The organism is Kluyvera cryocrescens NBRC 102467, from assembly GCF_001571285.1.
Lineage (GTDB): Bacteria > Pseudomonadota > Gammaproteobacteria > Enterobacterales > Enterobacteriaceae > Kluyvera > Kluyvera cryocrescens.
Map to the genome: position 1 here is coordinate 72,388 of NZ_BCTM01000002.1, position 24,429 is coordinate 96,816.

General features: G+C 54.2%; 23 protein-coding genes and 1 tRNA gene. 19 read left to right on the forward strand and 5 right to left on the reverse strand.

Going from position 1 to position 24,429, the window contains the following annotated elements; all coding sequences use genetic code 11:
- The first annotated feature begins 262 nt into the window (after positions 1 to 262).
- From KCR01S_RS02215 to dbpA, 3 genes are all read left to right on the forward strand, one after another.
- Complete coding sequence (locus tag KCR01S_RS02215; protein ID WP_061279527.1) at positions 263 to 1,432, forward strand: methyl-accepting chemotaxis protein; 1,170 nt, start codon at positions 263 to 265, stop codon at positions 1,430 to 1,432.
- Between the two features lie 164 nt (positions 1,433 to 1,596).
- Positions 1,597 to 2,580, forward strand: a complete 984-nt coding sequence (gene zntB / locus KCR01S_RS02220; RefSeq protein WP_061279528.1) for a zinc transporter ZntB — start codon at positions 1,597 to 1,599, stop codon at positions 2,578 to 2,580.
- Between the two features lie 335 nt (positions 2,581 to 2,915).
- Entirely contained in the window at positions 2,916 to 4,289 is a 1,374-nt protein-coding gene (gene dbpA, locus KCR01S_RS02225; RefSeq protein ID WP_061279529.1) for an ATP-dependent RNA helicase DbpA, read from the forward strand.
- A 44-nt stretch (positions 4,290 to 4,333) separates the two neighbouring features.
- Here the strand turns inward: dbpA and ttcA are convergent, their stop codons facing one another.
- The gene (gene ttcA / locus KCR01S_RS02230; RefSeq protein ID WP_061279530.1) at positions 4,334 to 5,269 is read right to left on the reverse strand and encodes a tRNA 2-thiocytidine(32) synthetase TtcA; all 936 of its coding nucleotides are present in this window, start codon (positions 5,267 to 5,269) and stop codon (positions 4,334 to 4,336) included.
- A 461-nt stretch (positions 5,270 to 5,730) separates the two neighbouring features.
- Here ttcA and KCR01S_RS02235 point away from each other — a divergent pair, with 461 nt between their 5' ends.
- The 5 genes from KCR01S_RS02235 (at position 5,731) to KCR01S_RS02255 (ending at position 8,057) form a co-directional block, all read left to right on the forward strand.
- Complete coding sequence (locus KCR01S_RS02235) at positions 5,731 to 6,012, forward strand: YdgH/BhsA/McbA-like domain containing protein (RefSeq protein WP_061279531.1); 282 nt, start codon at positions 5,731 to 5,733, stop codon at positions 6,010 to 6,012.
- A gap of 37 nt (positions 6,013 to 6,049) precedes the next feature.
- Positions 6,050 to 6,129: transfer RNA gene (locus tag KCR01S_RS02240), tRNA-OTHER, on the forward strand.
- Positions 6,130 to 6,296: 167 nt separating this feature from the next.
- Entirely contained in the window at positions 6,297 to 7,442 is a 1,146-nt protein-coding gene (locus KCR01S_RS02245) for a transglutaminase-like domain-containing protein (protein ID WP_061279532.1), read from the forward strand.
- Positions 7,420 to 7,776: a mercuric transporter MerT family protein gene (locus KCR01S_RS02250; RefSeq protein WP_112205102.1), complete on the forward strand. Its 357-nt coding sequence runs from the start codon at positions 7,420 to 7,422 to the stop codon at positions 7,774 to 7,776. The genes KCR01S_RS02245 and KCR01S_RS02250 overlap by 23 nt, the downstream gene beginning before the upstream one ends.
- Positions 7,773 to 8,057 carry a heavy-metal-associated domain-containing protein gene (locus KCR01S_RS02255; RefSeq protein ID WP_061279533.1) on the forward strand — a complete coding sequence of 95 codons (285 nt, stop codon included), beginning with the start codon at positions 7,773 to 7,775 and terminating at the stop codon, positions 8,055 to 8,057. Before KCR01S_RS02250 ends, KCR01S_RS02255 begins: the two co-directional genes overlap by 4 nt.
- Before the next feature lie 53 nt (positions 8,058 to 8,110).
- On the opposite strand, the gene ompC is transcribed toward KCR01S_RS02255, so the two are convergent.
- Both ompC and nifJ read right to left on the reverse strand, forming a co-directional pair.
- Positions 8,111 to 9,256, reverse strand: a complete 1,146-nt coding sequence (gene ompC / locus KCR01S_RS02260; protein ID WP_061279534.1) for a porin OmpC — start codon at positions 9,254 to 9,256, stop codon at positions 8,111 to 8,113.
- A 356-nt stretch (positions 9,257 to 9,612) separates the two neighbouring features.
- Positions 9,613 to 13,140, reverse strand: coding sequence for a pyruvate:ferredoxin (flavodoxin) oxidoreductase (gene nifJ, locus KCR01S_RS02265; protein WP_061279535.1), 3,528 nt, complete (start codon positions 13,138 to 13,140; stop codon positions 9,613 to 9,615).
- 308 nt (positions 13,141 to 13,448) lie between these two features.
- On the opposite strand from nifJ, the gene KCR01S_RS02270 reads away from it, so the two are divergent.
- Positions 13,449 to 13,715, forward strand: coding sequence for a putative hemolysin (locus tag KCR01S_RS02270; RefSeq protein WP_061279594.1), 267 nt, complete (start codon positions 13,449 to 13,451; stop codon positions 13,713 to 13,715).
- Between the two features lie 3 nt (positions 13,716 to 13,718).
- Here KCR01S_RS02270 and hslJ read toward each other — a convergent pair whose 3' ends face one another.
- Together hslJ and KCR01S_RS02280 are read right to left on the reverse strand one after the other, a co-directional pair.
- Entirely contained in the window at positions 13,719 to 14,159 is a 441-nt protein-coding gene (gene hslJ / locus KCR01S_RS02275; RefSeq protein WP_061279536.1) for a heat shock protein HslJ, read from the reverse strand.
- A gap of 120 nt (positions 14,160 to 14,279) precedes the next feature.
- Positions 14,280 to 15,269 (reverse strand): 2-hydroxyacid dehydrogenase, encoded by a 990-nt coding sequence (locus KCR01S_RS02280; protein ID WP_052281576.1) that lies wholly within the window; start codon positions 15,267 to 15,269, stop codon positions 14,280 to 14,282.
- A gap of 311 nt (positions 15,270 to 15,580) precedes the next feature.
- On the opposite strand from KCR01S_RS02280, the gene KCR01S_RS02285 reads away from it, so the two are divergent.
- The 10 genes from KCR01S_RS02285 to KCR01S_RS02330 all read left to right on the forward strand — a co-directional run bounded on the left by KCR01S_RS02285 (position 15,581) and on the right by KCR01S_RS02330 (position 24,264).
- A complete protein-coding gene (locus tag KCR01S_RS02285; RefSeq protein ID WP_061279595.1) occupies positions 15,581 to 18,220 on the forward strand; it encodes a YdbH family protein in 2,640 nt (879 codons plus the stop codon).
- Entirely contained in the window at positions 18,220 to 18,411 is a 192-nt protein-coding gene (locus KCR01S_RS02290; protein WP_061279537.1) for a YnbE family lipoprotein, read from the forward strand. Before KCR01S_RS02285 ends, KCR01S_RS02290 begins: the two co-directional genes overlap by 1 nt.
- A gap of 7 nt (positions 18,412 to 18,418) precedes the next feature.
- A complete protein-coding gene (locus tag KCR01S_RS02295) occupies positions 18,419 to 18,742 on the forward strand; it encodes a YdbL family probable chaperone protein (RefSeq protein ID WP_061279596.1) in 324 nt (107 codons plus the stop codon).
- Between the two features lie 133 nt (positions 18,743 to 18,875).
- Positions 18,876 to 19,232: a purine nucleoside phosphoramidase gene (hinT, locus tag KCR01S_RS02300; protein WP_061279538.1), complete on the forward strand. Its 357-nt coding sequence runs from the start codon at positions 18,876 to 18,878 to the stop codon at positions 19,230 to 19,232.
- A gap of 3 nt (positions 19,233 to 19,235) precedes the next feature.
- Positions 19,236 to 19,610, forward strand: a complete 375-nt coding sequence (locus KCR01S_RS02305; RefSeq protein WP_061279539.1) for a YcfL family putative periplasmic lipoprotein — start codon at positions 19,236 to 19,238, stop codon at positions 19,608 to 19,610.
- Between the two features lie 22 nt (positions 19,611 to 19,632).
- A complete protein-coding gene (gene lpoB, locus KCR01S_RS02310; protein WP_167348801.1) occupies positions 19,633 to 20,271 on the forward strand; it encodes a penicillin-binding protein activator LpoB in 639 nt (212 codons plus the stop codon).
- On the forward strand, positions 20,252 to 21,094 hold the full coding sequence (gene thiK, locus KCR01S_RS02315) for a thiamine kinase (RefSeq protein ID WP_061279541.1): 843 nt from the start codon (positions 20,252 to 20,254) through the stop codon (positions 21,092 to 21,094). The genes lpoB and thiK overlap by 20 nt, the downstream gene beginning before the upstream one ends.
- Positions 21,082 to 22,107, forward strand: a complete 1,026-nt coding sequence (nagZ, locus tag KCR01S_RS02320; RefSeq protein WP_061279542.1) for a beta-N-acetylhexosaminidase — start codon at positions 21,082 to 21,084, stop codon at positions 22,105 to 22,107. Before thiK ends, nagZ begins: the two co-directional genes overlap by 13 nt.
- A 38-nt stretch (positions 22,108 to 22,145) precedes the next feature.
- Entirely contained in the window at positions 22,146 to 22,688 is a 543-nt protein-coding gene (gene ycfP / locus KCR01S_RS02325; protein ID WP_061279543.1) for an alpha/beta hydrolase YcfP, read from the forward strand.
- A gap of 271 nt (positions 22,689 to 22,959) precedes the next feature.
- Positions 22,960 to 24,264 (forward strand): NAD(P)/FAD-dependent oxidoreductase, encoded by a 1,305-nt coding sequence (locus KCR01S_RS02330; RefSeq protein WP_061279544.1) that lies wholly within the window; start codon positions 22,960 to 22,962, stop codon positions 24,262 to 24,264.
- Positions 24,265 to 24,429: the final 165 nt, after the last annotated feature.

The following is a 24,429-nucleotide window of genomic DNA, read 5'->3' on the forward strand; positions in this document are numbered from 1 at the left end:
TTTAAATATTAAGCATGGCTAAATTATCGTGAGATTTCTACAAGTTATTACGCGTATAAATTTATATTATTCTTTGAATCCATGATGTTAACAACCATGCTGCATCATTCCCTCTGTAGTTTCGCTTTGGTCAGGATTCCCCTCTGATAAAAGCAAAACTTACACTGCTAACGGTTAAAGTGGCACAAAAAGCTAAAATGGTCTGGCAAATACAACTTCTGGTGATATAACCAAATTACACAGCAAGTGTTGGGGAAAGGTTATGTTTAAAAACATTAGCGTCCGAACGTTTATCATGGTGTTTATTCTGGCTGTTTTCCTTATAACAGATGTGATCTGCTTGATATTATCAAAAAATATATTCTTGCTTTCGCTGATTAATATTGTATGGGTAGCGGCATTGGCTCTGTTGTGGATTTATATGACAAAATACCTTGTCACACCAATTAATGCCGTCAAACGCAGTATCGACGAAGTTAATGATGGCAACCTGGCGGTACGAATACCCATATTTGGCAATAACTGTGCCGGTCGGTTAATTCCAGGAATCAATAATTTATCCAATAATATTTCGACGCTCGTCGCGGAAATTCGCGCGTCATCAGATAATGCGATGACCATGTCGGATCAGTTGGCCAACCGCAGCGCAGAGCTGTCGGTGAAAACCGAACAGCAGTCAGCCACGCTAATGCAGACGGCGGCCAGTATGGAAGAGATTGCCGCCAGTACTAAAAATAATGCCGAACACACTCGACTCGCCAGCGAGCGTGCCGGTGAGGCCACACAATGTGCGCGTAAAGGCGGGGCATTAATGGGCGATGTGGCAACCAATATGCAATCTATTACCGACTGCGCCCGACAAATGACCGAAATTATCGCCATGATTGACGGTATTGCATTTCAGACCAATATTCTGGCGCTGAACGCAGCGGTTGAAGCGGCAAGAGCGGGCGACCATGGCAAAGGTTTTTCGGTGGTCGCCGGTGAAGTCCGTAATCTGGCTCATCGCAGCGCTGAAGCGGCAAAAAATATTAAGACCTTAATTAACGTCACCAGCGAGAACGTTACCCAAGGAGCCAATATTGTCGCCGAGGCGGAAAAAAATATGCAGGAGATTGTTTACGGGTCGGGGGAATTAAGTAACCTGATGGAGCAAATCGCGGTTTCAACCTCTGAACAGGAAAAAGGTATCGATCAAATTACGATGGCCTTAACGGAGCTGGAAACGGTGACCCAAAGTAACATCGGGGTGGTGGAAGAGCTGGCCGGTTCATCCGACGTTCTGAAACGCCAGGTGATTGAACTGCAGTCACGTACGCAGAGCTTCCGTATCGGGAATGAAGCGCCTATGCCTGCGGCGACGGCCGCCGCGCCAGCGCTTCAGCCGGCGGTGGCCGGTAACCATGACAGAAATTTCTGGCAATCTTTTTGAGTCGTTTCACAGTTAAGCCCGGCATTTATGCCGGGCTTTTTTATGTTCGCCCTAAAGCTTATAAGGGTTTTACCAACAATTTCAGCGCGATGGCACGTCCTCTTATTGCTTAACAAAAGCAGATGGCTAGACTATCAGGATAAATAGTTGCGACCGGAGGCGATGTGGAAGCCATAAAGGGATCTGAACTTAACGTGCCTGATGCCGTATTTGCGTGGCTGCTGGATGGGCAGGGCGGCGTGAAACCGTTAACCGATGCGGAAAGCGTCAGCAAAGATAATCCTTGCTGGCTGCATCTGAATTACACTTATCCTGATAGCGCCCAGTGGCTGGCGAATACGCCGCTGTTGCCCGTAACGGTGCGCGATGCGCTGGCGGGGGAAAGCGTTCGCCCGCGCGTGAGTCGCTTAGGTGAGGGGACGCTAATCACCCTGCGCTGCATTAATGGCAGCACCGATGAACGCCCGGACCAACTGGTGGCGATGCGTCTGTATATCGATGAGCGCCTTATTATTTCGACCCGTCAGCGTAAAGTGCTGGCGCTTGATGATGTGGTTAGCGATCTGCAGGAAGGCAGCGGCCCAACCGACTGCGGCTCCTGGCTGGTGGACGTCTGCGATGCATTGACCGATCACGCCAGTGAATTCATTGAACAGTTACACGATAAAATTATCGATCTGGAAGATAATTTGATGGAGCAGGAAGTCCCGCCGCGCGGCTTCCTCGCGCTCTTGCGAAAACAACTGATCGTGATGCGCCGCTATATGGCGCCGCAGCGCGATGTGTATGCCCGCCTGTCCAGCGAACGCCTGTCGTGGATGACGGATGATCACCGCCGTAGAATGCAGGATATTGCTGACCGTTTGGGGCGTGGGTTGGACGAGATTGATGGCTGTATTGCCCGTACGGCGGTGATGTCGGACGAAATCGCCCAGATGATGCAGGAGTCGCTTTCCCGACGCACCTACAATATGTCGCTGATGGCGATGGTATTTTTACCGAGCACCTTCCTGACCGGTCTGTTTGGCGTCAACCTTGGCGGTATTCCCGGCGGCGGGTCGCATCTGGGCTTCTCCCTCTTCTGTATTATGCTGGTATTACTCATTGGTGGTGTTACGTGGTGGTTACATCGCAGTAACTGGTTGTAAAAAATCACCTTTCTTGTGCACTTTACCGGTGATAACGCGAATAAAATTGAGCGAGGTCAATAAACCAGCAGCACAATCGAGGCAATATCGTTCCTGCAGGTGAATGCAACGTCAAGCGATGGGCGTTGCGCTCCATATTGTCTTACTTCCTTTTTTTTGAATTACTGCATAGCACAATTGATTCGTACGACGCCGGCTTTATAGAGTCGGCTTTTTTTTGCCCGTTTTCCGCTACCTTCAAACCCTACCCATCGATTAATATGTCGCATCGGCCCGCGAGATCTGCGAGGATACGCGCCTGCTGAACGTCAGCCCCTAATTCGCGAGAAAATATTGTGACCGCTTTTGCCACCCTGAATGCATTGCCCGCCTCCCAGATCGACAACCTGAACGACCTGGGATACCTCTCCATGACCCCGGTTCAGGCAGCGTCGCTGCCGGCGATCCTTGCTGGAAAGGACGTGCGCGTGCAGGCAAGAACCGGCAGCGGCAAAACGGCAGCGTTTGGTCTCGGCCTGCTGCAACACGTGGATGCCAGCATGTTCCAGACGCAATCACTGGTGCTGTGCCCAACCCGTGAACTGGCAGACCAGGTTGCCGGCGAAATTCGTCGACTGGCCCGATTCCTGCCGAACATTAAAGTACTGACACTCTGTGGCGGCCAACCGTTTGGTGCACAGCGTGACTCCTTGCAGCACGCACCGCACATCATTGTGGCGACGCCTGGCCGTTTGCTCGACCATCTGCAAAAAGGCACCGTCTCACTCGACGCGCTGCAAACGCTGGTGATGGATGAAGCCGATCGCATGCTGGATATGGGCTTTAGCGATGCGATTGATGAAGTTATCCGTTTTGCGCCGGCCTCACGCCAGACGCTGCTGTTTTCCGCGACATGGCCTGCGGCGATTGCGGCAATCAGTGGGCGCGTACAGCGCGACCCGGAAACCATTGAGATTGACTCCGTTGATGAACTGCCTGCGGTTGAGCAGCAGTTTTTTGACGTGCCGCGCCACGGTAAAATTGCGCTGCTACAGCAGCTGCTGAGTCAGCATCAGCCGGCATCTTGCGTCGTGTTCTGCAACACCAAAAAAGATTGCCAGGACGTCTACGAAGAGTTGAACGCGGCGGGGCAGAGCACCATTGCGCTGCACGGTGATCTCGAGCAGCGCGATCGCGATCAGACGCTGGTACGTTTTGCTAACGGTAGCGCCCGTATTCTGGTGGCTACCGACGTCGCGGCTCGCGGTCTGGACATCAAATCGCTGTCTATGGTTGTGAACTATGAACTGGCGTGGGATCCGGAAGTGCACGTCCACCGAATTGGCCGAACGGCACGTGCCGGCAACAGCGGTCTGGCGGTTAGCTTCTGTGCACCGGAAGAAGCGCAGCGCGCCAATATCCTTGCTGAAATGCTCAACATCAAGCTGAACTGGCTTCCTGCGCCTGCGAAATCACGCATTGTGCCGCTGGCGCCGGAGATGGCAACGCTGTGCATTGACGGTGGTAAGAAAGCCAAAATGCGTGCAGGTGACGTTCTTGGGGCGTTAACCGGCGATGTGGGCCTGGTGGGGGCGGATATCGGTAAGATTGATGTGCATCCGGCGCATGTGTATGTCGCGGTGCGCGCATCCGTAGCCCATCAGGCGTTTAAGCTGTTACAGAAGGGCAAAATCAAAGGTAAGGCGTGTCGCGCACGTTTACTGAAATAATACGTTGAGTGCGTCTCAGGCTACTGCCTGAGACGCCAATCGGGTTACTTCACTTCGACGATATCCAGACGCAGATCATTCAACTGACCTTCTTCCTCTTCTGGCTGCCAGCCTACCGGTTGTAGCGGCAATTCTTCGCGGTCAAATGCCAGATCGCCACCATCAACCACTTCAGAGTCGTGATTCAGCCCTTTAAAATCAAACAGGTTAATATCGCTCAGGTGTGACGGAACCACGTTCTGCATGGCGCTGAACATGGTCTCAATACGACCTGGATAGCGTTTGTCCCAATCGCGCAGCATTTCAGCAATCACCTGACGCTGCAGGTTTGGCTGCGAGCCGCACAGGTTGCATGGAATGATTGGGAACGCTTTGGCTTCGGCAAAACGCTCAATATCTTTTTCGCGGCAGTAGGCCAGCGGGCGGATAACGATATGCTTGCCGTCATCGCTCATCAGCTTCGGCGGCATCCCTTTCATTTTGCCGCCGTAGAACATGTTAAGGAACAGCGTTTGCAGGATGTCATCACGGTGATGGCCGAGCGCAATTTTAGTCGCACCGAGTTCGGTGGCGGTACGGTACAGAATACCGCGACGCAGACGTGAGCACAGAGAGCAGGTGGTTTTGCCTTCCGGGATTTTCTCTTTCACGATGCCGTAGGTATTTTCTTCGACAATCTTGTATTCAACGCCCAATGCGTCCAGATATTCCGGCAGAATATGCTCCGGGAAACCCGGTTGCTTCTGGTCGAGGTTCACTGCGACGAGGCTAAAACTGATTGGCGCGCTCTTTTGCAGGTTGCTTAGAATTTCCAGCATGGTGTAGCTGTCTTTGCCACCGGAGAGACAAACCATAATGCGGTCGCCATCTTCAATCATATTGAAGTCAGCAATGGCTTCGCCCACGTTACGACGCAGACGTTTCTGTAATTTATTCAGGTTGTATTGTTCTTTTTTAGTAATTGACTGATTTTCTTGCATTATTACTGTTCTCTAAAACCAAAAGGGGCATACAGGTAGCCGGTTTATCACGAGGTGCATCTACCGTTAACGCTGCGACTGACTTCCCGCGCGTAGCTTCTCGCCCTGCACGATAGACTAAGTCTACCCGTTGCGCGTTTTTATGCCCCATCCGGTACGCCATTAATGATGGGATCGCTCTAGCCGATAGCAGCCAGCAGGCAAAAGTATGCGCGTATGGTACGGATTACGGCGACGAATGCCAGCATGTTTTACAATAGCGCACCGGAGCGCCTGTTTTTCGGTGGCCTGGGCGAACGCCAAAGTCCTACGGATGTGAAATATTCGCTCGCTGAATTATTTCGACATCTTTCGTCCTTCTTTGATACGCAATCTTTAAGCAAACTTTAGTGTGAATGACGTTAACTATCATGAGTGCATGGATAATCATTTATGAAATCATCACATTAGGGAGTGCGTTTATGAAAATTATCTCGAAGGTTATCCCGGCAATTTTTGCTTTTGTCATCTCGTCGTCAGTGATGGCAGCCGAGCTTCCGGAGGTGATTGGCAGTGACACCACGTCGGGGCTGAATAGCCTCGGAAGGGTGTCCGTTAGCGGCATCAACGGGAGCCCTGATGATGCCATTGAAGCGCTGCGCAAAAAGGCCGGCGCGATTGGCGGCGGGAAGTTACGGGTTATCGCGCTCAGTACGCCGGCGGATTCCAGCTTATGGACCGGCAACGCTGAAGTGTATCGATAAGACCGGAACTGGTCGCTCAAACGGCGACAGCCAGCTACCGCCGCTAGCTTACCGGGATAAGCATCAGCTTTCTCTCTGCGCTGACGGTACGAGGTTCGAGTCCTCGGCGGCGGACCAACCAGTTCTTCCTACCAGACGCCTCGCTGGACGCCGGTAAACCCGCAAATTGCTAATTTTACCCCTTCTTATTCATTGTCGTGATGAAACGATGGTCGCATAATGGCGGCCAGCCTCCGCAGGTGCGGGGTGAAGCGCCAGCTTTTTCTGGTGATGAAGGATACACAATGGAAAGGCGTCACTTTCTGAAAAGTGCAGCTGCACTTTCTACGCTGGGTCTGGTTAGCCCCACTTTTGCTAAAACAGAAGCCGTAGCGCAGCCCGCCGCCACCTCTTCCGGCAAATATCGCCGATTCGTGATGACCCAAACCTACAGCCTGAAAGCGCCAGAGGGTTCGTCCGGCAAGGTGAATTTGTGGATCCCTATCCCAGAAGATACCGCCTTTCAGCAGTTGTTGAATCTCTCCTTTAACGGTAACTATCAAAGCGCTGCGCTCAATGCCAATAACCGCTACGGTGCGAAAGTGCTGTTTGTCACCTGGCCTGCGTCCAGTGGACCGCTGGAGATCAAGGTCGAGATGGAAATCGAGACCCGCGATTGGGAAGTGCTGAAAGACAATCACCTTGCCGACTGGCAACTGCCGGTTGAAGGGGGCGTGATCCCTGATGAGATAAAGCCGTTCCTGCACGCGACGCCGCACATCCCCGTGGATGGCCTGGTCAAAGAGACCGCGCTGAAAATTATTGGCAGCGAGAAAGCGCCGTTAAAACAGGCGCGTTTGATTCATAACTGGGTGAGCACCCATATGCACCGTGACGATGCGGTGATTGGCTGCGGCACCGGCGATGTGGGCGAGATCCTCAAAACCGGCAAACTGGGCGGCAAATGCACCGATATCAATTCGGTGTTTGTGGCGCTGTGCCGTGCGGTTGGGATCCCGGCGCGCGAGATGTTTGGCATTCGCTTAGGCGCCAGCCGTAAGCTGGATAAATATTCCAAAAAAGCCTTTGGCAGCGCTGATGCGCAGGGCGTGGCGAAAATTAGCGGCGGCCAGCACTGCCGCGCGATGTTCTGGCTTGCCGGTTTCGGCTGGATGCCGGCCGACCCGGCGGACGTCACCAAAATGCGCCTGACCGAGAAAAAAGAAAACGGCGACCCCGCAGTGACCGCGGTGAATGACTATCTGTTTGGCAACTGGGAAATGAACTGGGTTGGTTTTAACCACGCGCGTGACTTCGCTCTATCGCCTGCCGCTGAGCAGGGGGATGTAAATAATCTCGGCTACCCGTACGCCGAAGTGGACGGCGACCCGCTGAATTTCTACGATCCGGCACTGTTTAGCTACGATTATGTCAGCATCGAACAGCATTAAGGGTGGGCTTCTGACGCTGCTGGCGGCGGTTATCGCCGCTGGCGCATCAACATTGTGCTGTATTGGGCCGCTGCTGTACCTGGTGTTTGGTATTTCGGCGGCGGGACTGGTTGGGATCCCCGGCGCGTCTTGGCTGCAAATCCCGATGGTGATTGTTGCGCTAGGGCTAATGGCGCGCGGGTTCTGGCGCTTATATTTGTCGCCAAAACCGGTGTGCGTCAATGTGGTTAGCCGTCGGGCGCTGGAGTGGCTGTATTGGCTGGCCGTGCCGCTGGTGCTGGCGCTGATCACCTACCCGTACGTTCTACCGTGGATTTGGGAGTGGATGGAATGAAAAAAATGGCCATTCTGGCGCTACTGTGGGTGACGCCTTTTGGGTGGGCTGCCGATAAGCTGGTGACCATTGATGTCGGTGAGATGAATTGCCCGCTGTGCGTGATTTCAATTAATCAGGCGCTGCGTTCGACCGATGGCGTGATTAAGGCCAAAGCCTCGCTGAAAACGCGTCAGGCGCAGGTGGTAGTCCCGGAGAATTTCGATAATCAACGTCTGCTGGCGGCGATAGCAAAGACCGGATTTAAGGGCGAGATCCACGGAGAAAGCGCGGTGCAGTAATTCGCCGCGCTGGGAAAAAGAAACCCGCCGTCGCCAGCGGGTTTTTTATGAAATTAGAACTGATAAACCAGCCCCATCCCCACGATGTTATCGGTGCTGATACCGTTATTGGCGTAGAAGCTATCATCGTCGTCCAACAAGTTGATTTTATAATCTACATATGTGGACATGTTTTTATTGAAGTAGTAAGTCGCGCCGACATCCAGATATTTCACCAGGTCTTTATCACCGCTGACCGCCTGGGCATTTTTAATATCATTCGTGGTGCTATTCAAATTCTTACCTTTAGATTGCAGGTAAGAAATCGCTGGACGCAAACCGAAATCAAACTGGTATTGGGCGGTGACTTCAAAGTTTTGCGTTTTATTCGCGACGCCATTGCTGTCGCCGTATGGCGTCATATTACGGGTTTCGGAATACATTGATGCCAGATAAATATTGTTGGCGTCGTATTTTAGACCCACGGTCCACGCATCGGCTTTATCACCGCCTGCCGTGGTGTCGGTGCGCTGAGCGCTGGTACGGTCTGAGGTCGCATAGGCTGCAGATGCACTGACGCCCATTCCCAGGTCGTAGGAGGTGGACATACCAAAGCCGTCGCCGTTGGCATTACGGGTGTTGCGGTCGCCGTTGTTGGTGCCTTCACCGCTGCCTGGGTTTTCATTTTTACCCTGATACTGCAGCGCAAAGTTAAGGCCATCCACTAAACCGAAGAAATCGTTGTTACGATAGGTGGCGACACCGTTAGCACGGCTGGTCATGAAGTTATCGGCAGTGGAATAGCTGTCACCACCAAATTCTGGCAGCATATCGGTCCAGCCTTCGACGTCGTACAGAACGCCGTAGTTACGTCCATAATCGAATGAACCGTAGTCGCCGAATTTCAGGCCGGCAAAGCCCAGACGAGTCCAGGACTGGCTATTGCCGCTGTCGGTTGACTCCGGATTATTCGCCTGGACGTTATATTCCCATTGACCGTAACCGGTCAGCATATTGTTAATTTGCGTTTCGCCTTTAAAACCCAAGCGGACATAAGATTGGTCGCCGTCTTTTTTGGCATCATTAGAGAAATAATGCAGGCCATCGATCTTGCCATAAAGATCTAATTTATTGCCGTCTTTATTATAAACTTCTGCAGAATGAGCTGCGCCTGCGGCCAGCAGAGCAGGGATAACAAGGGCCAGTACTTTTCTGTTCATTGAAATTATTCCTTTAGTCTTTTTTATAGTCGCGCACTTCCGCGAATGGGAAGTGAGCTCATCCTAATGGAGAGTTATGCGAAGTAATAAAAGATATTTGTTGCGATATAAGAAAGATCTCAAGAAGATAATTCAGATGAAATGGTGATAATTCCCATGAATGGATTGCTGGGATTTATATAAAATAAAAATTATACAAAGAGAATATGCAGGCGTAACGTAAAGTGCTTATATGCCTTTTGCCACACAACGAATAACTGTTGCCGTGTGTCGTTTGATTTTATTATTCATTGAAAAAATGATAAGCCCGAATAATTATTCGGGCTTTTTTATGGTTGAGAATTATGGTTTGTCGCTTATTCTTGCGGCGTCACTTTCTCCGCTTTCCCGGCCAACTGCGCGAGGAAATCGTAGCGTTTTTGCAGGTCCGCTGCGGCGTCTTTCCATAGCTGCTCGGCCACCTCTGGCTGCTGGCTGTTCAGGCGACGGAAGCGCTGCTCGTTCATCAGCGTTTCGGCTAGCGCATCTGACGGCGGGCGAGAGTCCAGAGCCAGTGGAATTTTACCTTCATCCGCGCGACGCGGGTCGAAACGGAACAGCGGCCAGAAGCCAGTGGCAGTTAGCTGACGCATCTGATCGTGACTTAATGCCAGGTCGTAGCCATGCTCTTCGCAAGGGCTGTAGGCGATGATCAGCGACGGGCCTGGATATGACTCCGCTTCCTGAATCGCTTTCACCGTCTGGTTAAGCTGTGCTCCCAGCGAGATTTGCGCCACGTAGACGTGTCCGTACATCATCATGCTGACGCCCAGATCTTTACGCGCTTTACGTTTGCCGTGCTCACCAAACTTGGTCACCGCGCCAAGTGGAGTGGCTTTTGAAGCCTGGCCGCCGGTATTGGAATAGCATTGGGTATCCAGCACCAGAATATTGACGTTCTCGGTCAGGCTCATCACGTGATCCAGCCCACCAAAGCCAATATCGTAGGCCCAGCCGTCACCGCCAATCAGCCAGATGGATTTTTCTACCAGCGCGTCGGCATCGGTTAATAGCTCTTTAGCACCCTCAACGCCGGCCAGCGCCTGGCGCAGTGCGCTCACCTGTTCGCGGCGTTGTTCCGGCGTCGCGTCGGCGTGCAGGGCTTCATTGAGCTCTGCGGGGATCTGAGCGGCAAAACCGTCCAGCAAACGCATCACGCGCTGGCGGTGTTGGTCAACCGTTAAGCGGAAGCCGAGGCCAAATTCGGCGTTATCTTCAAACAGCGAGTTAGCCCATGCCGGGCCACGGCCGTTGGCGTCGGTGGTGTACGGCGTCGAAGGCAGGTTACCGCCATAGATCGACGAGCAACCCGTCGCATTGGCAATCAGCATACGGTCGCCGTACAGCTGAGTGAGCAGTTTGATATACGGCGTTTCGCCACAGCCGGAACAGGCGCCGGAGTATTCAAACAGCGGGGTAATAAGCTGTGAAGTACGAATATCGATACGCTCAAGCTTGCTGCGGTCAATTTCCGGTAGGTCGAGGAAGAAGTCATAGTTCGCTTTTTCTTCTTCAACGTGGTCAAGGCGCGACATCATATTGATCGCCTTGATTTCCGGGTTCTGGCGGTCTTTGGCCGGGCACACTTCAACGCACAGGTTACAGCCGGTGCAGTCCTCCGGCGCCACCTGCAGCACGTATTTCTGGCCACGCATATCGCGGGATTTAACGTCCAGCGAATGCAGCGAGGCAGGTGCATGCTCCATTGCGTCCGGAGAGACTACTTTCGCGCGGATAGCCGAGTGCGGGCAGGCCGCTACGCAGTGGTTACACTGGGTACAGAGATCTTCTTTCCAGATAGGGATCTCTTCGGCGATGTTGCGTTTCTCCCAGCGGGTCGTACCGACCGGCCAGGTGCCGTCCGGTGGCAGAGCTGAAACCGGCAGCGCATCGCCTAATCCGGCCAGCATCGCGGCTGTGACGGTTTTAACAAAGTCAGGCGCTTCATCGGATACCACCGGAGGGCGGTTTGGACTGCTGGCATTAACCGGCTGTAACGGAACTTCCGCCAGCGACTCGCGCGCCAGCGCCAGCGCCTGCCAGTTACGTTCAACCAGATCCTGGCCTTTGCTGCTGTAGCTTTTGGCAATGGCATTTTGCAGTTCCATCAGGGCGCTATCGCCCGGCAGGATCTGCGTCAGATGGAAAAATGCCATCTGCATGACGGTGTTAATTCGTGCGGCCAGACCGCATTCACGGGCGATTTTCGCCGCGTTGATGACGTAGAAACGCGCTTTTTTCTGATTTAGCACCGCCTGGACTTCCTGCGGCAGACGCGCCCACACCTCATCAGCGCTGTAGGGCGTATTGAGCAGGAAGATGCCGCCGGGCTTGAGGCGCTCGGCCATCTGGTACTTATCAATAAATTGCAGCTGGTGGCAGCCGACAAAATCGGCCTGCGCCACCAGATAGGCGGAGCGGATAGGGGTATCGCTAACGCGCAGATGCGACACCGTCAGGCCGCCGGCCTTTTTGGAGTCGTAAACGAAATAGCCTTGGGCAAACCACGGCGTGGAATTGCCGATAATCTTGATATTATTCTTGGTCGCTGAGACGCTGCCATCGCTCCCCAGGCCGTAGAACAACGCTTCCAGACGCGCGGTTGCCGGCAGCGTGTTTTCCGGTAGCGGTAAGGAAAGGTTGGTGACATCATCGTAGATGCCAACGGTGAAGCGAGGTTTGGGTTTGGCCTGCGCCAGCTCGTTGAATATTGCCAGCACGCAATCCGGACCGAACTCTTTTGATGAGAGGCCATAACGGCCACCGATCACCCGCGGAAGCGTTTCGCGCTCGCCGTGGTTAAAGGCTTCCGCCAGCGCCGTCATCACGTCGAGATACAGCGGTTCGGCGTGAGCGCCCGGCTCTTTGGTACGGTCGAGGACCGCCACGCTACGCGTGCTTTCCGGCAGCGCCTGGAGCAGATGTTTGGCGGAGAAAGGACGATACAAGCGCACTTTCAGTACCCCGACTTTTTCGTCGCGGGTCAGCAGTTCATCCACCACTTCTTCGCAGGTGCCGATGGCGGAACCCATAATCACAATCACGCGCTCGGCCTGCGGATGGCCATAATACTCAAACGGCTGGTAGCGGCGGCCGGTGGCGTCGGCGAAGTCATTCATCGCCTGCTCGACGTGAGAATAGACTGCGTCATACCACGGGTTGGTTGCTTCGCGTGACTGGAAGTAGGTATCCGGGTTAGCGGAGGTGCCGCGGATCACCGGATGCTCAGGATTCAGCGCGCGGGCGCGATGTGCAGCAATTTCGTCGTGAGGCAGCAAGCCGCGGATGGTGTCATCGGCCAGCGGCACGATTTTATTAATTTCGTGCGAGGTGCGGAAACCATCAAAGAAGTGAATAAACGGCACGCGGCTTTTGAGCGTGGCGATATGCGAAATCAGCGCGAAGTCCTGTGCTTCCTGCACGCTCGCGGCGCACAGCATAGCGCAGCCGGTCTGGCGAATGGCCATGACGTCCGAGTGATCGCCAAAAATTGACAGCGCGTGGGTGGCGACGGTTCGCGCGGCGACGTGCAGAACAAACGGCGTTAGCTGACCGGCCAGTTTGTACAGCGTCGGGATCATCAGCAGGAGTCCCTGCGATGAGGTAAACGAGGTCGACAGTGCACCGGTCTGCAATGCGCCGTGCACAGCGGCAATGGCGCCAGCCTCTGACTGCATTTCGACGACCCGCGGGACGTCGCCCCACACGTTTTTAAGACCATTTCCCGCCCACGCATCGGCCTGCTCGGCCATGGTAGAACTCGGCGTTATCGGGTAAATGGCAATGACTTCGCTGGTCCGGAACGCAACAGAGGCGACCGCACCGTTACCGTCAATTGTGATCATTGATTATGACACCTTACATTGCGCAAAAAGAGGTTCACGGCAGGGCCGAAAACCGGGAATTCATCCGTTATAAACTCATCGATTTTGCCGATGGTATTCATTGAAGTTTAGCAAAACCCGGGCTGAATCATTTTTGCTTTTGTGTCCTTGGGCCGGGTCTATATCAACGATATGAATGTTTCCAGCCAACAAAATTGGTAGAAAATGTTTCTACAGTGCATAAATGCGCGCTTCGTCTCTCGACGTTCCGGGCGCTGATGCCTATGATGCTTAGGTTTGTTCTTATTTTTGCGATTGGGAGAGAAGTGATGCGAGCTGCGTTTTTAGTCGGGTGTGCGGCGCTTTTGTTATCCGCGTGCAGTAGTGAACCTGTTCAGCAGGCCACCGCGGCGCACGTGACGCCGGGAATGAGAGCGGCAATGTCGAGCTCAGGTGATGCAAACTGCGCAATGATCGGTGGCACACTCTCTGCCGCACGACAGCTTGATGGCTCCAGCATTGGCATGTGTGCGCTGCCCAACGGCAAGCGCTGTAGCGAACAATCTCTTGCGGTTGGCAGCTGCGGAAGCTATTGATCGTTAGTGAATCAAATCGGCAAGCTTATAGATAAACGTCTGGTCAGCCGTGGCCAGCGTGAGCTGTGATTCGGTCAAATCCACCTGGGCGCCCTGGCGAAGCATGGTCGCGAGCGTGGCGTCGAGCTGATTGAGCTGTGCGTCGCGGCACAGTTTGCGCGTCATCGCCAAATCGGTTGCCGTCAGTTCGCCATTGGTCACCGTGGCCATCCCGGAAAACGTGTTGCACAGCGTGCCGGACAGGTAAATCTTATTCAATAATGGCTGTTTCTCACCAAAGCTCAGGTCCATTGGCGCGTGTTCCCCTTGAACCGGCTTGCCGTTCACGCTTTCCAGCACAAAACGGTGGTGCTGTAGCTGGTCGCCGCCGGTAAAGACTTTACTGTTGTAGACGCAGCCGGCGAGTAGCGTCGCTGCCGCCAGCAGAAAAACGATTTTCTTCATTGCAAAAGACTTCTTATGTATTCGTTTGATGAATGTGTTGGAAGTGTAACTGTACTGCGAATAATGTCTGCGGGGCTTATCTGAAAATGCTCCCCAACGGGCGTCGGGGAGCGGTAACGATCACGCGAGGGCGTTAGGACAGTCAGTGCCGGAATCGATTTGGCTCAGATTTTCCAGCGTGGTTTCCGAGATGCTGGTCAACGCTTCGGCGGTCAGGAACGCCTGGTGGCCAGTGAACAGTACGTTATGGCAGGCCGACAGGCGACGGAACACATCATCCTGAATCACGTCATTAGACTTATCTTCAAAGAACAGATCGCGTTCGTTCTCGTAAACGTCCATCCCCAGCGCACCGATTTTCTGCGTTTTCAGCGCTTCGATGGCAGCCTGTGAATCAATCAGCGCACCGCGGCTGGTGTTGATGATCATTACGCCATCTTTCATCTTCTCAAAGGCGCTCGCGTTCAGCAGATGGTAGTTTTCCGGCGTCAGCGGGCAGTGCAGAGTAATAACGTCTGATTCGGCAAACAGCGTCGGCAGATCGACATACTCAACGCCCAGCTCCAGTGCCGCCGCGCTTGGGTACGGATCAAACGCCAGCAGACGCATCCCGAAACCTTTCAGAATACGCAGCGCGGCAATGCCGATTTTACCGGTACCGATAACCCCAGCCGTTTTACCAAACATGGTAAAACCGGTGAGGCCTTCCAGCGAGAAGTTGGCGTCGCGGGTACGCTGGTAAGCGCGGTGGATACGACGGTTTAACGTCATCATCATACCAATGGCGTGTTCCGCCACCGCTTCTGGAGAATACGCGGGAACGCGTACCACGCGCAGACCGAGCTCTTTCGCGGCGTCGAGGTCGACGTTGTTGAAGCCCGCGCAGCGCAGCGCGATGTATTTCACACCATTTTTCTTCAACTCTTCGAGTACCGGACGACTGCCGTCATCGTTAACGAAAATGCAGACCGCTTCGCAGCCGTGCGCGGTTTTGGCGGTTTTTTCCGTTAGCAAAAAATCGAAAAACTCAAGTTCAAAGCCATAAGCCTCATTCACATTCTGCAGATACTTTTTGTCATACTGCTTTGTGCTATAAACGGCGATTTTCATAAGCTTTACTCCAGTGATTTTAGAGTCAAGTTAGCATATTTCAAATAATCATACAAAATGTAAAAATGTTTTGAATGCTAAAGTTACGTAAGGAAACTATCACCAGTATACGCGCTTTAGAAGCGGGAGCGAAACCGATACGCTCAATCAGAATCAACTGAAATTACTCACATTTTATTTTACAGCAGCTACGCTTAATACCATGACAGCGGCTTTCACTCTCTGGTCTGACATGACACAATATGCGCCTTTGGGCCGCTCGCTGTGCGGTCCGGCATAACTGCCTGCTTAAACTGGATATCACTGCACCCATGAAGGGTAAATATAAAGCCGTTATTGCGCTATTCCTGCTTTTACTACTCCTGCCGTTAACGTTGATGATGACGCTGGGGTACTGGGTTCCTACGCTGGTGGGCATCTGGCTACCGGCGGGCACTCGTATTGCATTAAACGAGAGCCCGCGGTTGACCCGTTCGGCGCTGCGTATTCCCGACCTACGCTATCTTGCCGGGGATTGCGAACTGGCGACGCTTAAAGACGTTACGCTGTCGCACCCCAGCCGCTGGCGTCTGCACGCCGCCTCGGTCAATCTGAATTCCGTTTGTTTTGCCAAACTTCCGCAAAACGATTCTGTTCCCGGCGCGCCGCGCACGCTGGCTGAGTGGCAGTCGATGCTGCCTAACACCTGGCTCTCCATTGATTCACTGAGCGTTTCGCCGTGGGAGAAGTGGCAGGGCAAGCTGAACGTCTCCCTGACTGCTCAGCGTCAGGATCTGCAATATGAGGGTGAACACGTCACGCTGCATGCGCGTTTGCACGGACAGTCGCTGACCGTCAGCGAGTTCCACGCCTCTCTGATTGACGGCGAACAGCCGGTGAAACTGTTGGGCGAATTCACGATGCCGCTGGTACCCGATGGGCTGCCGGTGAAAGGTCATCTCGAATCGACCCTTCAGGTACCGCAGGTGCCTTCGTTGGTGGATGCTGAACTGAACTGGGATGGAAACCAGGGACAGCTCGTGATGATGGCCCGCGGTGAAGACGACCCGCTGGTGGATTTCCCGTGGCAACTGACCGAACAACAGCTCACCATCAGTGATGGCCGCTGGAGCTGGCCGTATCAACAGGGGATCCCGCTTAGCGGTCGGCTCGGCGTGAAGCTGGAGAACTGGCAACAGGGGATTGATAAAACGCTGATTACCGGACGCCTTAACGTATTAACCTCGGGCGATGCCGGGAAGGGGAATGCGGTATTAACCGTCGGTCCGGGCACGCTTAGCATGGACAACAGCGAAATGCCGTTGCAGTTGACTGGGGAGGCAAAGCAGGGCGATTTGATCCTTTATGCGAAGCTGCCAGCGCATCTGAGTGGCCCGCTGATGACGCCGATGCTGGCCTTCCAGCCGGGGGCGCTGCTGCGATCTCGCGGACGCGTTATCGATGCCCTGAATATCGATGATGTACGCTGGCCGCTGGCCGGGGTGAAGATCTCGACCCAAGGAATCGATGGGCGATTACAGGCGATTCTGCGCGCCCATGAACAGCAAACCGGTGATTTCGTCCTGCACCTTGATGGTCAAGCCGATAACTTTATGCCGGACAAAGGTACCTGGCAGTGGCGATACTGGGGCGACGGACACTTCACGCCGATGCAAGCTCGCTGGGACGTTACGGGAACCGGTGAATGGCGGGATAGCGCGATTGTGCTAAATACGCTGTCAACCGGCTTTGACAAGCTGCAGTACGGCACCATGACTGTCGACAAGCCGCGCCTGACGCTGGAAAAACCTATCCACTGGATCCGCAACGAACAGCATCCATCTTTCACCGGTACGCTGGCGCTGGACGCAAAGGAAACCCGCTTTACCGGCGGCAGCGTACTGCCAGCTTCGGCGCTGAGTTTTAGCGTGGACGGCCGCGACCCAACCTATTTCCAGTTTAAAGGGGATCTGAAAGCGCAAGCCATTGGCCCGATTCAGGTCAATGGCCGTTGGGACGGCGAACGCCTGCGCGGCAAGGCATGGTGGCCGAAACAGTCGCTAACGGTGTTCCAACCGCTGGTGCCACCGGACTGGAAAATGAAGCTGCGTGACGGTTCTCTTTACGCTCAGGTGGCCTTTTCTGCTGCCGCGGGACAAGGATTCGAAGCCGGTGGCCACGGCGTGCTCCGAAACGGCAGCGCGTGGATGCCGGATAACGAAGTCAACGGCGTTGATTTTGTGCTGCCGTTCCGACTTAAAGCGGGCGTCTGGCAACTGGGCACGCGTCGTCCGGTTTCGCTGCGCATCGCGGAAATCGTCAACCAGGTCACGGCCCGTAACGTAACTGCCGATTTACAGGGAACCTGGCCGTGGAGCGAAGCCGAGCCGTTGCAGCTTAGCGACGTCAGCGTTGATGTCCTTGGCGGCAAAATGACGATGCAGCAACTGCGCCTGCCTCAGCGCGATGCGGCGTTGCTGCGTCTTCATCATATTTCGATGAGCGAACTGGTTAGCGCGGTGAACCCGAAACAGTTTGCCATGTCTGGCCCGGTCGATGGTGCGTTACCGCTGTGGTTGAACGACAGTCAGTGGATAATCAAAGACGATTGGTTGCATAACCCAGGGCCGATGACGCTGCGTCTTGATAAAGACACGGCCGACGCGGTGGCGGATGATAATATTGCAGCCGGTGCCGCCATTAACTGGCTGCGCTATCTGGAGATCAGCCGCTCATGGACACGTATCAACCTCAATAGCCTGGGGCTGTTGACCCTGCAGGCCGAGGTGACCGGTACCGGGGTGATGGATAAGAAACGCAGTACGGTGCAGCTTAACTATACGCACCAGGAGAATGTTTTTGATTTGTGGCGAAGCCTGCGCTTTGGCGACAAACTTCAGTCATGGCTTGAGCAACACGCGACCCTACCCGGCGCTCCGTGTCGCAGCGGCACGGAATGTAAGGAGCACTAATGAAATTACCCATCGCCATACTGGGAGTGATGGCCTGCGGGCTGCTATCGGGATGCGTACCGCGCATCGAAGTGGCGGCGCCGAAAGAGCCGATTACCATCAACATGAACGTGAAGATTGAGCATGAAATCCGCATCAAGGCCGATAAGGACGTTGAGGATTTGCTGAAATCACGTAGCGATTTGTTCTGAGGTTATGATGCGAAAACGAGGGATTATTGCGCTACTGGCGCTAAGCCTGTTGAGCACGCAAGCGTTGGCACTCACGCTGACGGATGCGCGTCAGCAGGGGCGCGTCGGCGAAACTCAGAGCGGCTATCTGGCGGCGATCAAACAGGATAATGAAACGCTGGCACTGGTGAAAAAAATCAACCAGGCGCGTAGTGAAAGCTACCAGCAGCTTGCTCAAAGTAATAGCCTGTCGCAGCAGGAAGTTGCCCAGTTAGCGGGAAAAAAATTAATCGAGAAAGCACAGCAGGGTGAATACGTTCAGGGCATCAACGGCCAGTGGGTACGCAAGTAACGGCTAAGCTGATGTAAGAAAAAATGTATTCCGGTTGAAACAGGGGATGTAACTCGCTCATACTCTCCGCATGTAACCTGTTCGTCGGTAACGGTTTTGCCGGCAACATAAGAGAATAATAAAGGAAGTTCTAATGGCAGAAGAAACGATTTTCAGCAAAATTATTCGTCGTGAGATCCCGTCAGATATCGTCTATCAGGATGATTTGGTCACCGCGTTTCGCGATATTTCTCCGCAGGCGCCGACTCATATTCTGATTATCCCGAATACGCTTATTGCCACAACCAACGACGTCACCGCCGAGCATGAACAGGCGCTGGGCCGCATGGTGACCGTGGCGGCAAAAATTGCGCGCGACGAAGGTATCGCCGATGACGGCTATCGCCTGATCATGAACTGTAATCGCCACGGTGGGCAGGAAGTTTACCATATTCACATGCACCTGGTGGGTGGACGCCCGCTGGGGCCAATGCTGGCGCATAAAGGCTAACCTATGAAATCGGGATGTCTGGGTCTTGTGCTTTGCGCGACGTTGCTTGCCGGGTGCCATTCGCGCCCGGAGATTGCCGTCAGCGAACAGCAGCCATTGGTGATGGAGTCGAACGTTCTGGCAGCAGGGATCAGCGCGCAAACGCCTGAAATCACGTCGTCGGATATTCAGGCTACCGCCAGCGCTAAGCTGTTTAATGAAAGGCGAGAGCCGGTCACCGTTCACTATCGTTTTTATTGGTATGACGCCAGAGGGCTGGAAATGCACCCGCTAGAAGCGCCGCGCAGTATCACTGTACCTCCGATGGGGTCAGTCACGCTGTACGGGACTGCCAATGGTTTAGGGGCGCATAAGGCCCGGCTTTATCTTTATCTGTGAGGGGTAATCTGGAATGAGTAAATTGGGTCGCTATGCATTAATTGCTTCCCTGGCAATGTTGCTTGCCGGGTGCGTGGTGCGCGAAGAACCGGCGCCTGTTGAAACGGTGAATCCGCAGCAGCCGCAGCAGCCGACAGAGCCGCAGCAGCCAGTTCCGACGGTACCGACGGTGCCTACAGTGCCATCGCAGCCGGGGCCGATTGAGCACGGTGGCGAAACGCCTGCTCAGCCGACGCCGCGCGTACGTCACTATGACTGGAACGGCGCAGCCCAACCGCTGGTTGGCAAAATGCTGCAGGCGGGCGGCGTGAACGCGGGCAGTATTCTGCTGGTGGATAGCGTGAATAACCGTACCAACGGCTCTTTGAATGCTGGCGAAGCGACAACCGCACTGCGCAACGCGCTGTCGGGCAACTCGAAATTTACGCTGGTTTCCCCGCAGCAATTGGCTGTAGCCAAGCAGCAGTTAGGTCTGTCTCCGCAGGATAGCCTTGGCTCACGCAGCAAAGCGATGGGTATCGCCCGTAACGTCGGCGCGCAGTATGTTCTCTATTCTAACGCGACCGGTAACGTCAACTCGCCAACCTTGCAAATGCAGCTGATGCAGGTGCAGACCGGTGAAATCATTTGGTCAGGAAAGGGTGCGGTTGCGCAGCAATAAGCCTACGCGTGACGACATCCTGTCACGCTATTTTCCGCACTATCGCATCGTCGCCGGCCCCGAAACATCGGGGCTGAGCGGCAGCAGCTGTATTCTCCAACACGGTGAACAGCGGTTGGTGTTGCGTGAGCATCACGCGGCCGGCGCGCCGGAAAGCGATTTTCTTCGTCAATATCACGCGCTGCATCGTCTCCCCGCCAGGCTGGCACCCAAGCCGGTTTTTTATACATCCGGTTGGATGGCGGTTGAATATTTAATCGGTGAGATCAAAAGCGTGCTGCCGGCAACGCGTCCGCTCGCCGCTCTCCTGTATGATTTGCACCAGCAGCCTCGTTTTGGCTGGCAGCTTTCCTTGCTACCGCTGCTTGAACAGTACTGGCAGCAGTGCTCTCCGACACGCCGCACGCCGTTCTGGCTGCGCGCTTTGCAGCGCCTGCGTCGGCAGGGTGAGCCGCGTGCGCTGCGTCTGGCGCCACTGCACATGGATGTCCATGCGGGCAACATTGTGCACGGCGCGCAGGGGCTGCGTCTGATTGACTGGGAGTATGCCGGCGACGGCGACGTCGCGCTGGAGCTGGCGGCGGTATGGACGACGGATAATTGGCAACGCTATCAGCTTACTCTGGCCTATGCAGAGCAAGCGAACATGGCGCCAGAACGGCTCTGGCAGCAGGTATTACGCTGGCGACCGTGGGTGCTGATGCTCATGGCCGGTTGGTTTGAGTGTCGCGGGCAGCAGACCGGCGACGAACAATTTTTCAGGTTGGCCAACGATGCTTGGCAACCGTTGAAGCATAAAAAGGAGGCCGTGTGGGGCCAGTAATGTTGGATGTAGAAGGTTACGAACTGGACGCCGAGGAACGTGAGATCCTCGCGCATCCGCTGGTGGGCGGTTTAATTCTGTTCACCCGTAACTATCATGACCCTGAGCAGCTTTGTGAACTGGTGCGTCAGATTCGCGCGGCCTCACGCAACCATCTGGTGGTGGCGGTCGATCAGGAAGGCGGGCGCGTCCAGCGTTTTCGCGAAGGCTTTACCCGTTTGCCGGCGGCACAGTCGTTTGCCGCCGTGCTGGGTGAAGAGGCGGGCGGTCGTATGGCGGCAGATGCCGGTTGGCTGATGGCCAGCGAGATGATCGCCATGGATATCGATATTAGCTTTGCGCCGGTGCTCGATGTCGGCCATATCTGCACGGCTATTGGTGAACGTTCTTATCATGCGGATCCGCATAAAGCGCTGGCGATGGCACGCCACTTTATTAACGGCATGCACGACGCGGGCATGAAAACCACCGGCAAACATTTCCCGGGCCACGGCGCGGTCACCGCGGATTCGCATAAAGAAACGCCGCATGACCCGCGGTCTGACGCGGAGATTCGCGCCAAAGATATGGCAGTGTTCCAGACGCTGATTACTGAAAACGCGCTGGATGCCATTATGCCTGCGCACGTTATTTATGATGCCGTTGACCCGCGTCCGGCGAGCGGTTCACCGTATTGGCTGAAAACCGTGCTTCGCGGCGAACTCGGCTTTGATGGGGTTATCTTCTCTGACGATCTGTCGATGGAAGGTGCCGCCATTATGGGCAGCTACGCGGAACGCGGCCAGGCGTCTCTCGACGCAGGTTGCGATATGATCCTCGTCTGCAATAATCGTAAAGGTGCGGTTAGCGTGTTGGATAACCTGTCGCCGATCAACGCAGAACGTGTTACGAAGTTGTATCATAAAGGTTCATTTAGCCGTCAGGAACTGATGGACTCCGCCCGCTGGAAAACGGTTAGCGCTCAGCTGGAGCAACTCCATGAACGCTGGCAGGAAGTGAAGGCTGGTCATTAACCCTCCCGGAGTGGGAGTAATGGTGTGGTGAGGATACGATGATTATCTATTTACACGGTTTTGATTCGAATAGCCCAGGGAACCATGAAAAGGTGCTCCAGCTGCAGTTTATCGACCCGGATGTGCGGTTGATAAGCTACAGTACTCTGCATCCGAAACACGATATGCAGCATCTGCTGAAAGAAGTCGACAAAATGCTGCAGCTGAATGCCGATGAGCGTCCGCTGATTTGCGGCGTGGGCCTGGGGGGATTCTGGGCCGAACGCATCGGTTTCCTGTGCGATATTCGTCAGGTGGTCTTTAACCCGAATCTGTTCCCGGATGAGAACATGGAAGGTAAGATTGACCGTCCGGAAGAGTACATGGATATCGCCACCAAGTGCGTGAATAACTTCCGTGAGAAGAATCGCGATCGCTGTCTGGCTATCCTCTCTCGCCATGATGATGCGTTGGACAGCCAGCGTTCAGCGAGCGTGCTGCATCACTATTACGAGATCATCTGGGATGAAGAACAGGGCCACAAGTTTAAAAATATTTCGCCGCACCTGCAGCGGATAAAGGCCTTTAAAACCCTCGGCTGATCCCATCAATAAAGCCCCGGCTCCGGAAACGCAGCCGGGTTTTTTTTTGTTAATTTTTAACCTCTGAGCCTCACAGTTTTGCGCTAAAAAAATCATCCGCTCAACTTCTGCGCGATAAAACTTGATGCACATCAATTTTGGTATGACCAATGCACCATTCATGTTATTCTCATTGCAGCTGAATGGTTTCTTGTAAGTAACTTGTTGTTAATTAAAGGCTATATTTATAACTTTTACTTAACAATTGGTTAATAAATTTGAAGGGGGTCTCATGACTACGCCAATCAAGAAAATTGTCATTGTCGGTGGTGGTGCGGGCGGCCTGGAACTGGCTACTCAACTGGGTAGAAAGCTTGGCCGGGGTAAAAAAGCGAAAATCACGCTGGTGGATCGTAACCATAGCCATCTGTGGAAACCGCTGCTGCATGAAGTGGCAACCGGTTCTCTGGACGAAGGTGTCGATGCGCTGAGCTACCTGGCGCACGCGCGCAATCATCACTTCCAGTTCCAACTGGGCTCGGTGATGGATATCAACCGTGAAGCGAAAACGCTGACGATTGCTGAACTGCGCGATGAGAAGGGCGAACTGCTGGTCCCTGAACGCAAGCTGGCCTATGACACGCTGGTGATGGCGCTGGGCAGTACTTCCAACGATTTCAACACGCCGGGCGTGAAAGAACACTGTATCTTCCTCGATAACCCGCATCAGGCACGTCGTTTCCACCAGGAAATGCTGAATCTATTCCTGAAGTATTCGGCGAACCTGGGCGCGAACGGCAAAGTGAATATCGCCATTGTTGGCGGTGGGGCAACCGGCGTTGAGCTGTCTGCGGAACTGCATAACGCGGTGAAACAGCTGCACAGCTACGGCTATAAAGGTTTAAGCAACGAAGCGCTGAACGTGACGCTGGTAGAAGCTGGCGAGCGTATTCTGCCGGCGCTGCCGCCGCGTATCTCTGGTGCCGCTCATAGCGAACTGACCAAAATGGGCGTGCGCGTGCTGACGCAAACCATGGTCACCAGCGCTGATGAAGGCGGCCTGCATACCAAAGACGGCGAATATATTGCGGCGGACCTGATGGTCTGGGCTGCAGGCATCAAAGCACCTGACTTTATGAAGGATATCGGCGGCCTGGAAACCAACCGCATCAACCAGCTGGTGGTTGAGCCGACGCTGCAAACGACCCGCGATCCTGACATTTATGCGATCGGTGACTGCGCTTCCTGCGCCCGTCCGGAAGGGGGCTTCGTGCCACCTCGCGCCCAGGCTGCGCACCAGATGGCGACCTGCGCGCTGAACAATATTCTGGCGCAGATGAAGGGTAAAGAGCTGAAGTCATACAGCTATAAAGATCACGGTTCTCTGGTGTCGTTGTCCAACTATTCTACCGTTGGTAACCTGATGGGTAACCTGATGCGCGGTTCGATGATGATCGAAGGGCGTATTGCACGTATGGTCTACATCTCGCTGTACCGCATGCACCAGATTGCGCTGCACGGCTACTGCAAAACCGGGCTGATGATGCTGGTGGGCAGCATTAACCGCGTGATTCGTCCGCGCCTGAAACTGCACTAATCCCCGCGATTCCCGGCGGCGCGTCTGCGCTGCCGGCTTTACCCCCCCCTTCAGAATTCTCTGAAACCGCTGTTTTCCAAAACAAAACTCTGCTTTTAGGCTTCTGTCTGATTGGCTCTGCTAATGATCGGTTGCACAATTGTTAGCAATAGCAACAAAGGAGGA

Coding starts and splice junctions, on each gene's coding strand:
- KCR01S_RS02215 (WP_061279527.1), top strand. CDS start 263: ATGTTTAAAAACATTAGCGTCCGAACGTTTATCATGGTGTTTATTCTG.
- ttcA (WP_061279530.1), bottom strand. CDS start 5,269: ATGCAAGAAAATCAGTCAATTACTAAAAAAGAACAATACAACCTGAAT.
- KCR01S_RS02235 (WP_061279531.1), top strand. CDS start 5,731: ATGAAAATTATCTCGAAGGTTATCCCGGCAATTTTTGCTTTTGTCATC.
- KCR01S_RS02245 (WP_061279532.1), top strand. CDS start 6,297: ATGGAAAGGCGTCACTTTCTGAAAAGTGCAGCTGCACTTTCTACGCTG.
- KCR01S_RS02250 (WP_112205102.1), top strand. CDS start 7,420: ATGTCAGCATCGAACAGCATTAAGGGTGGGCTTCTGACGCTGCTGGCG.
- KCR01S_RS02255 (WP_061279533.1), top strand. CDS start 7,773: ATGAAAAAAATGGCCATTCTGGCGCTACTGTGGGTGACGCCTTTTGGG.
- ompC (WP_061279534.1), bottom strand. CDS start 9,256: ATGAACAGAAAAGTACTGGCCCTTGTTATCCCTGCTCTGCTGGCCGCA.
- nifJ (WP_061279535.1), bottom strand. CDS start 13,140: ATGATCACAATTGACGGTAACGGTGCGGTCGCCTCTGTTGCGTTCCGG.
- KCR01S_RS02270 (WP_061279594.1), top strand. CDS start 13,449: ATGCGAGCTGCGTTTTTAGTCGGGTGTGCGGCGCTTTTGTTATCCGCG.
- hslJ (WP_061279536.1), bottom strand. CDS start 14,159: ATGAAGAAAATCGTTTTTCTGCTGGCGGCAGCGACGCTACTCGCCGGC.
- KCR01S_RS02280 (WP_052281576.1), bottom strand. CDS start 15,269: ATGAAAATCGCCGTTTATAGCACAAAGCAGTATGACAAAAAGTATCTG.
- KCR01S_RS02285 (WP_061279595.1), top strand. CDS start 15,581: ATGAAGGGTAAATATAAAGCCGTTATTGCGCTATTCCTGCTTTTACTA.
- KCR01S_RS02290 (WP_061279537.1), top strand. CDS start 18,220: ATGAAATTACCCATCGCCATACTGGGAGTGATGGCCTGCGGGCTGCTA.
- KCR01S_RS02295 (WP_061279596.1), top strand. CDS start 18,419: ATGCGAAAACGAGGGATTATTGCGCTACTGGCGCTAAGCCTGTTGAGC.
- hinT (WP_061279538.1), top strand. CDS start 18,876: ATGGCAGAAGAAACGATTTTCAGCAAAATTATTCGTCGTGAGATCCCG.
- KCR01S_RS02305 (WP_061279539.1), top strand. CDS start 19,236: ATGAAATCGGGATGTCTGGGTCTTGTGCTTTGCGCGACGTTGCTTGCC.
- ycfP (WP_061279543.1), top strand. CDS start 22,146: ATGATTATCTATTTACACGGTTTTGATTCGAATAGCCCAGGGAACCAT.
- KCR01S_RS02330 (WP_061279544.1), top strand. CDS start 22,960: ATGACTACGCCAATCAAGAAAATTGTCATTGTCGGTGGTGGTGCGGGC.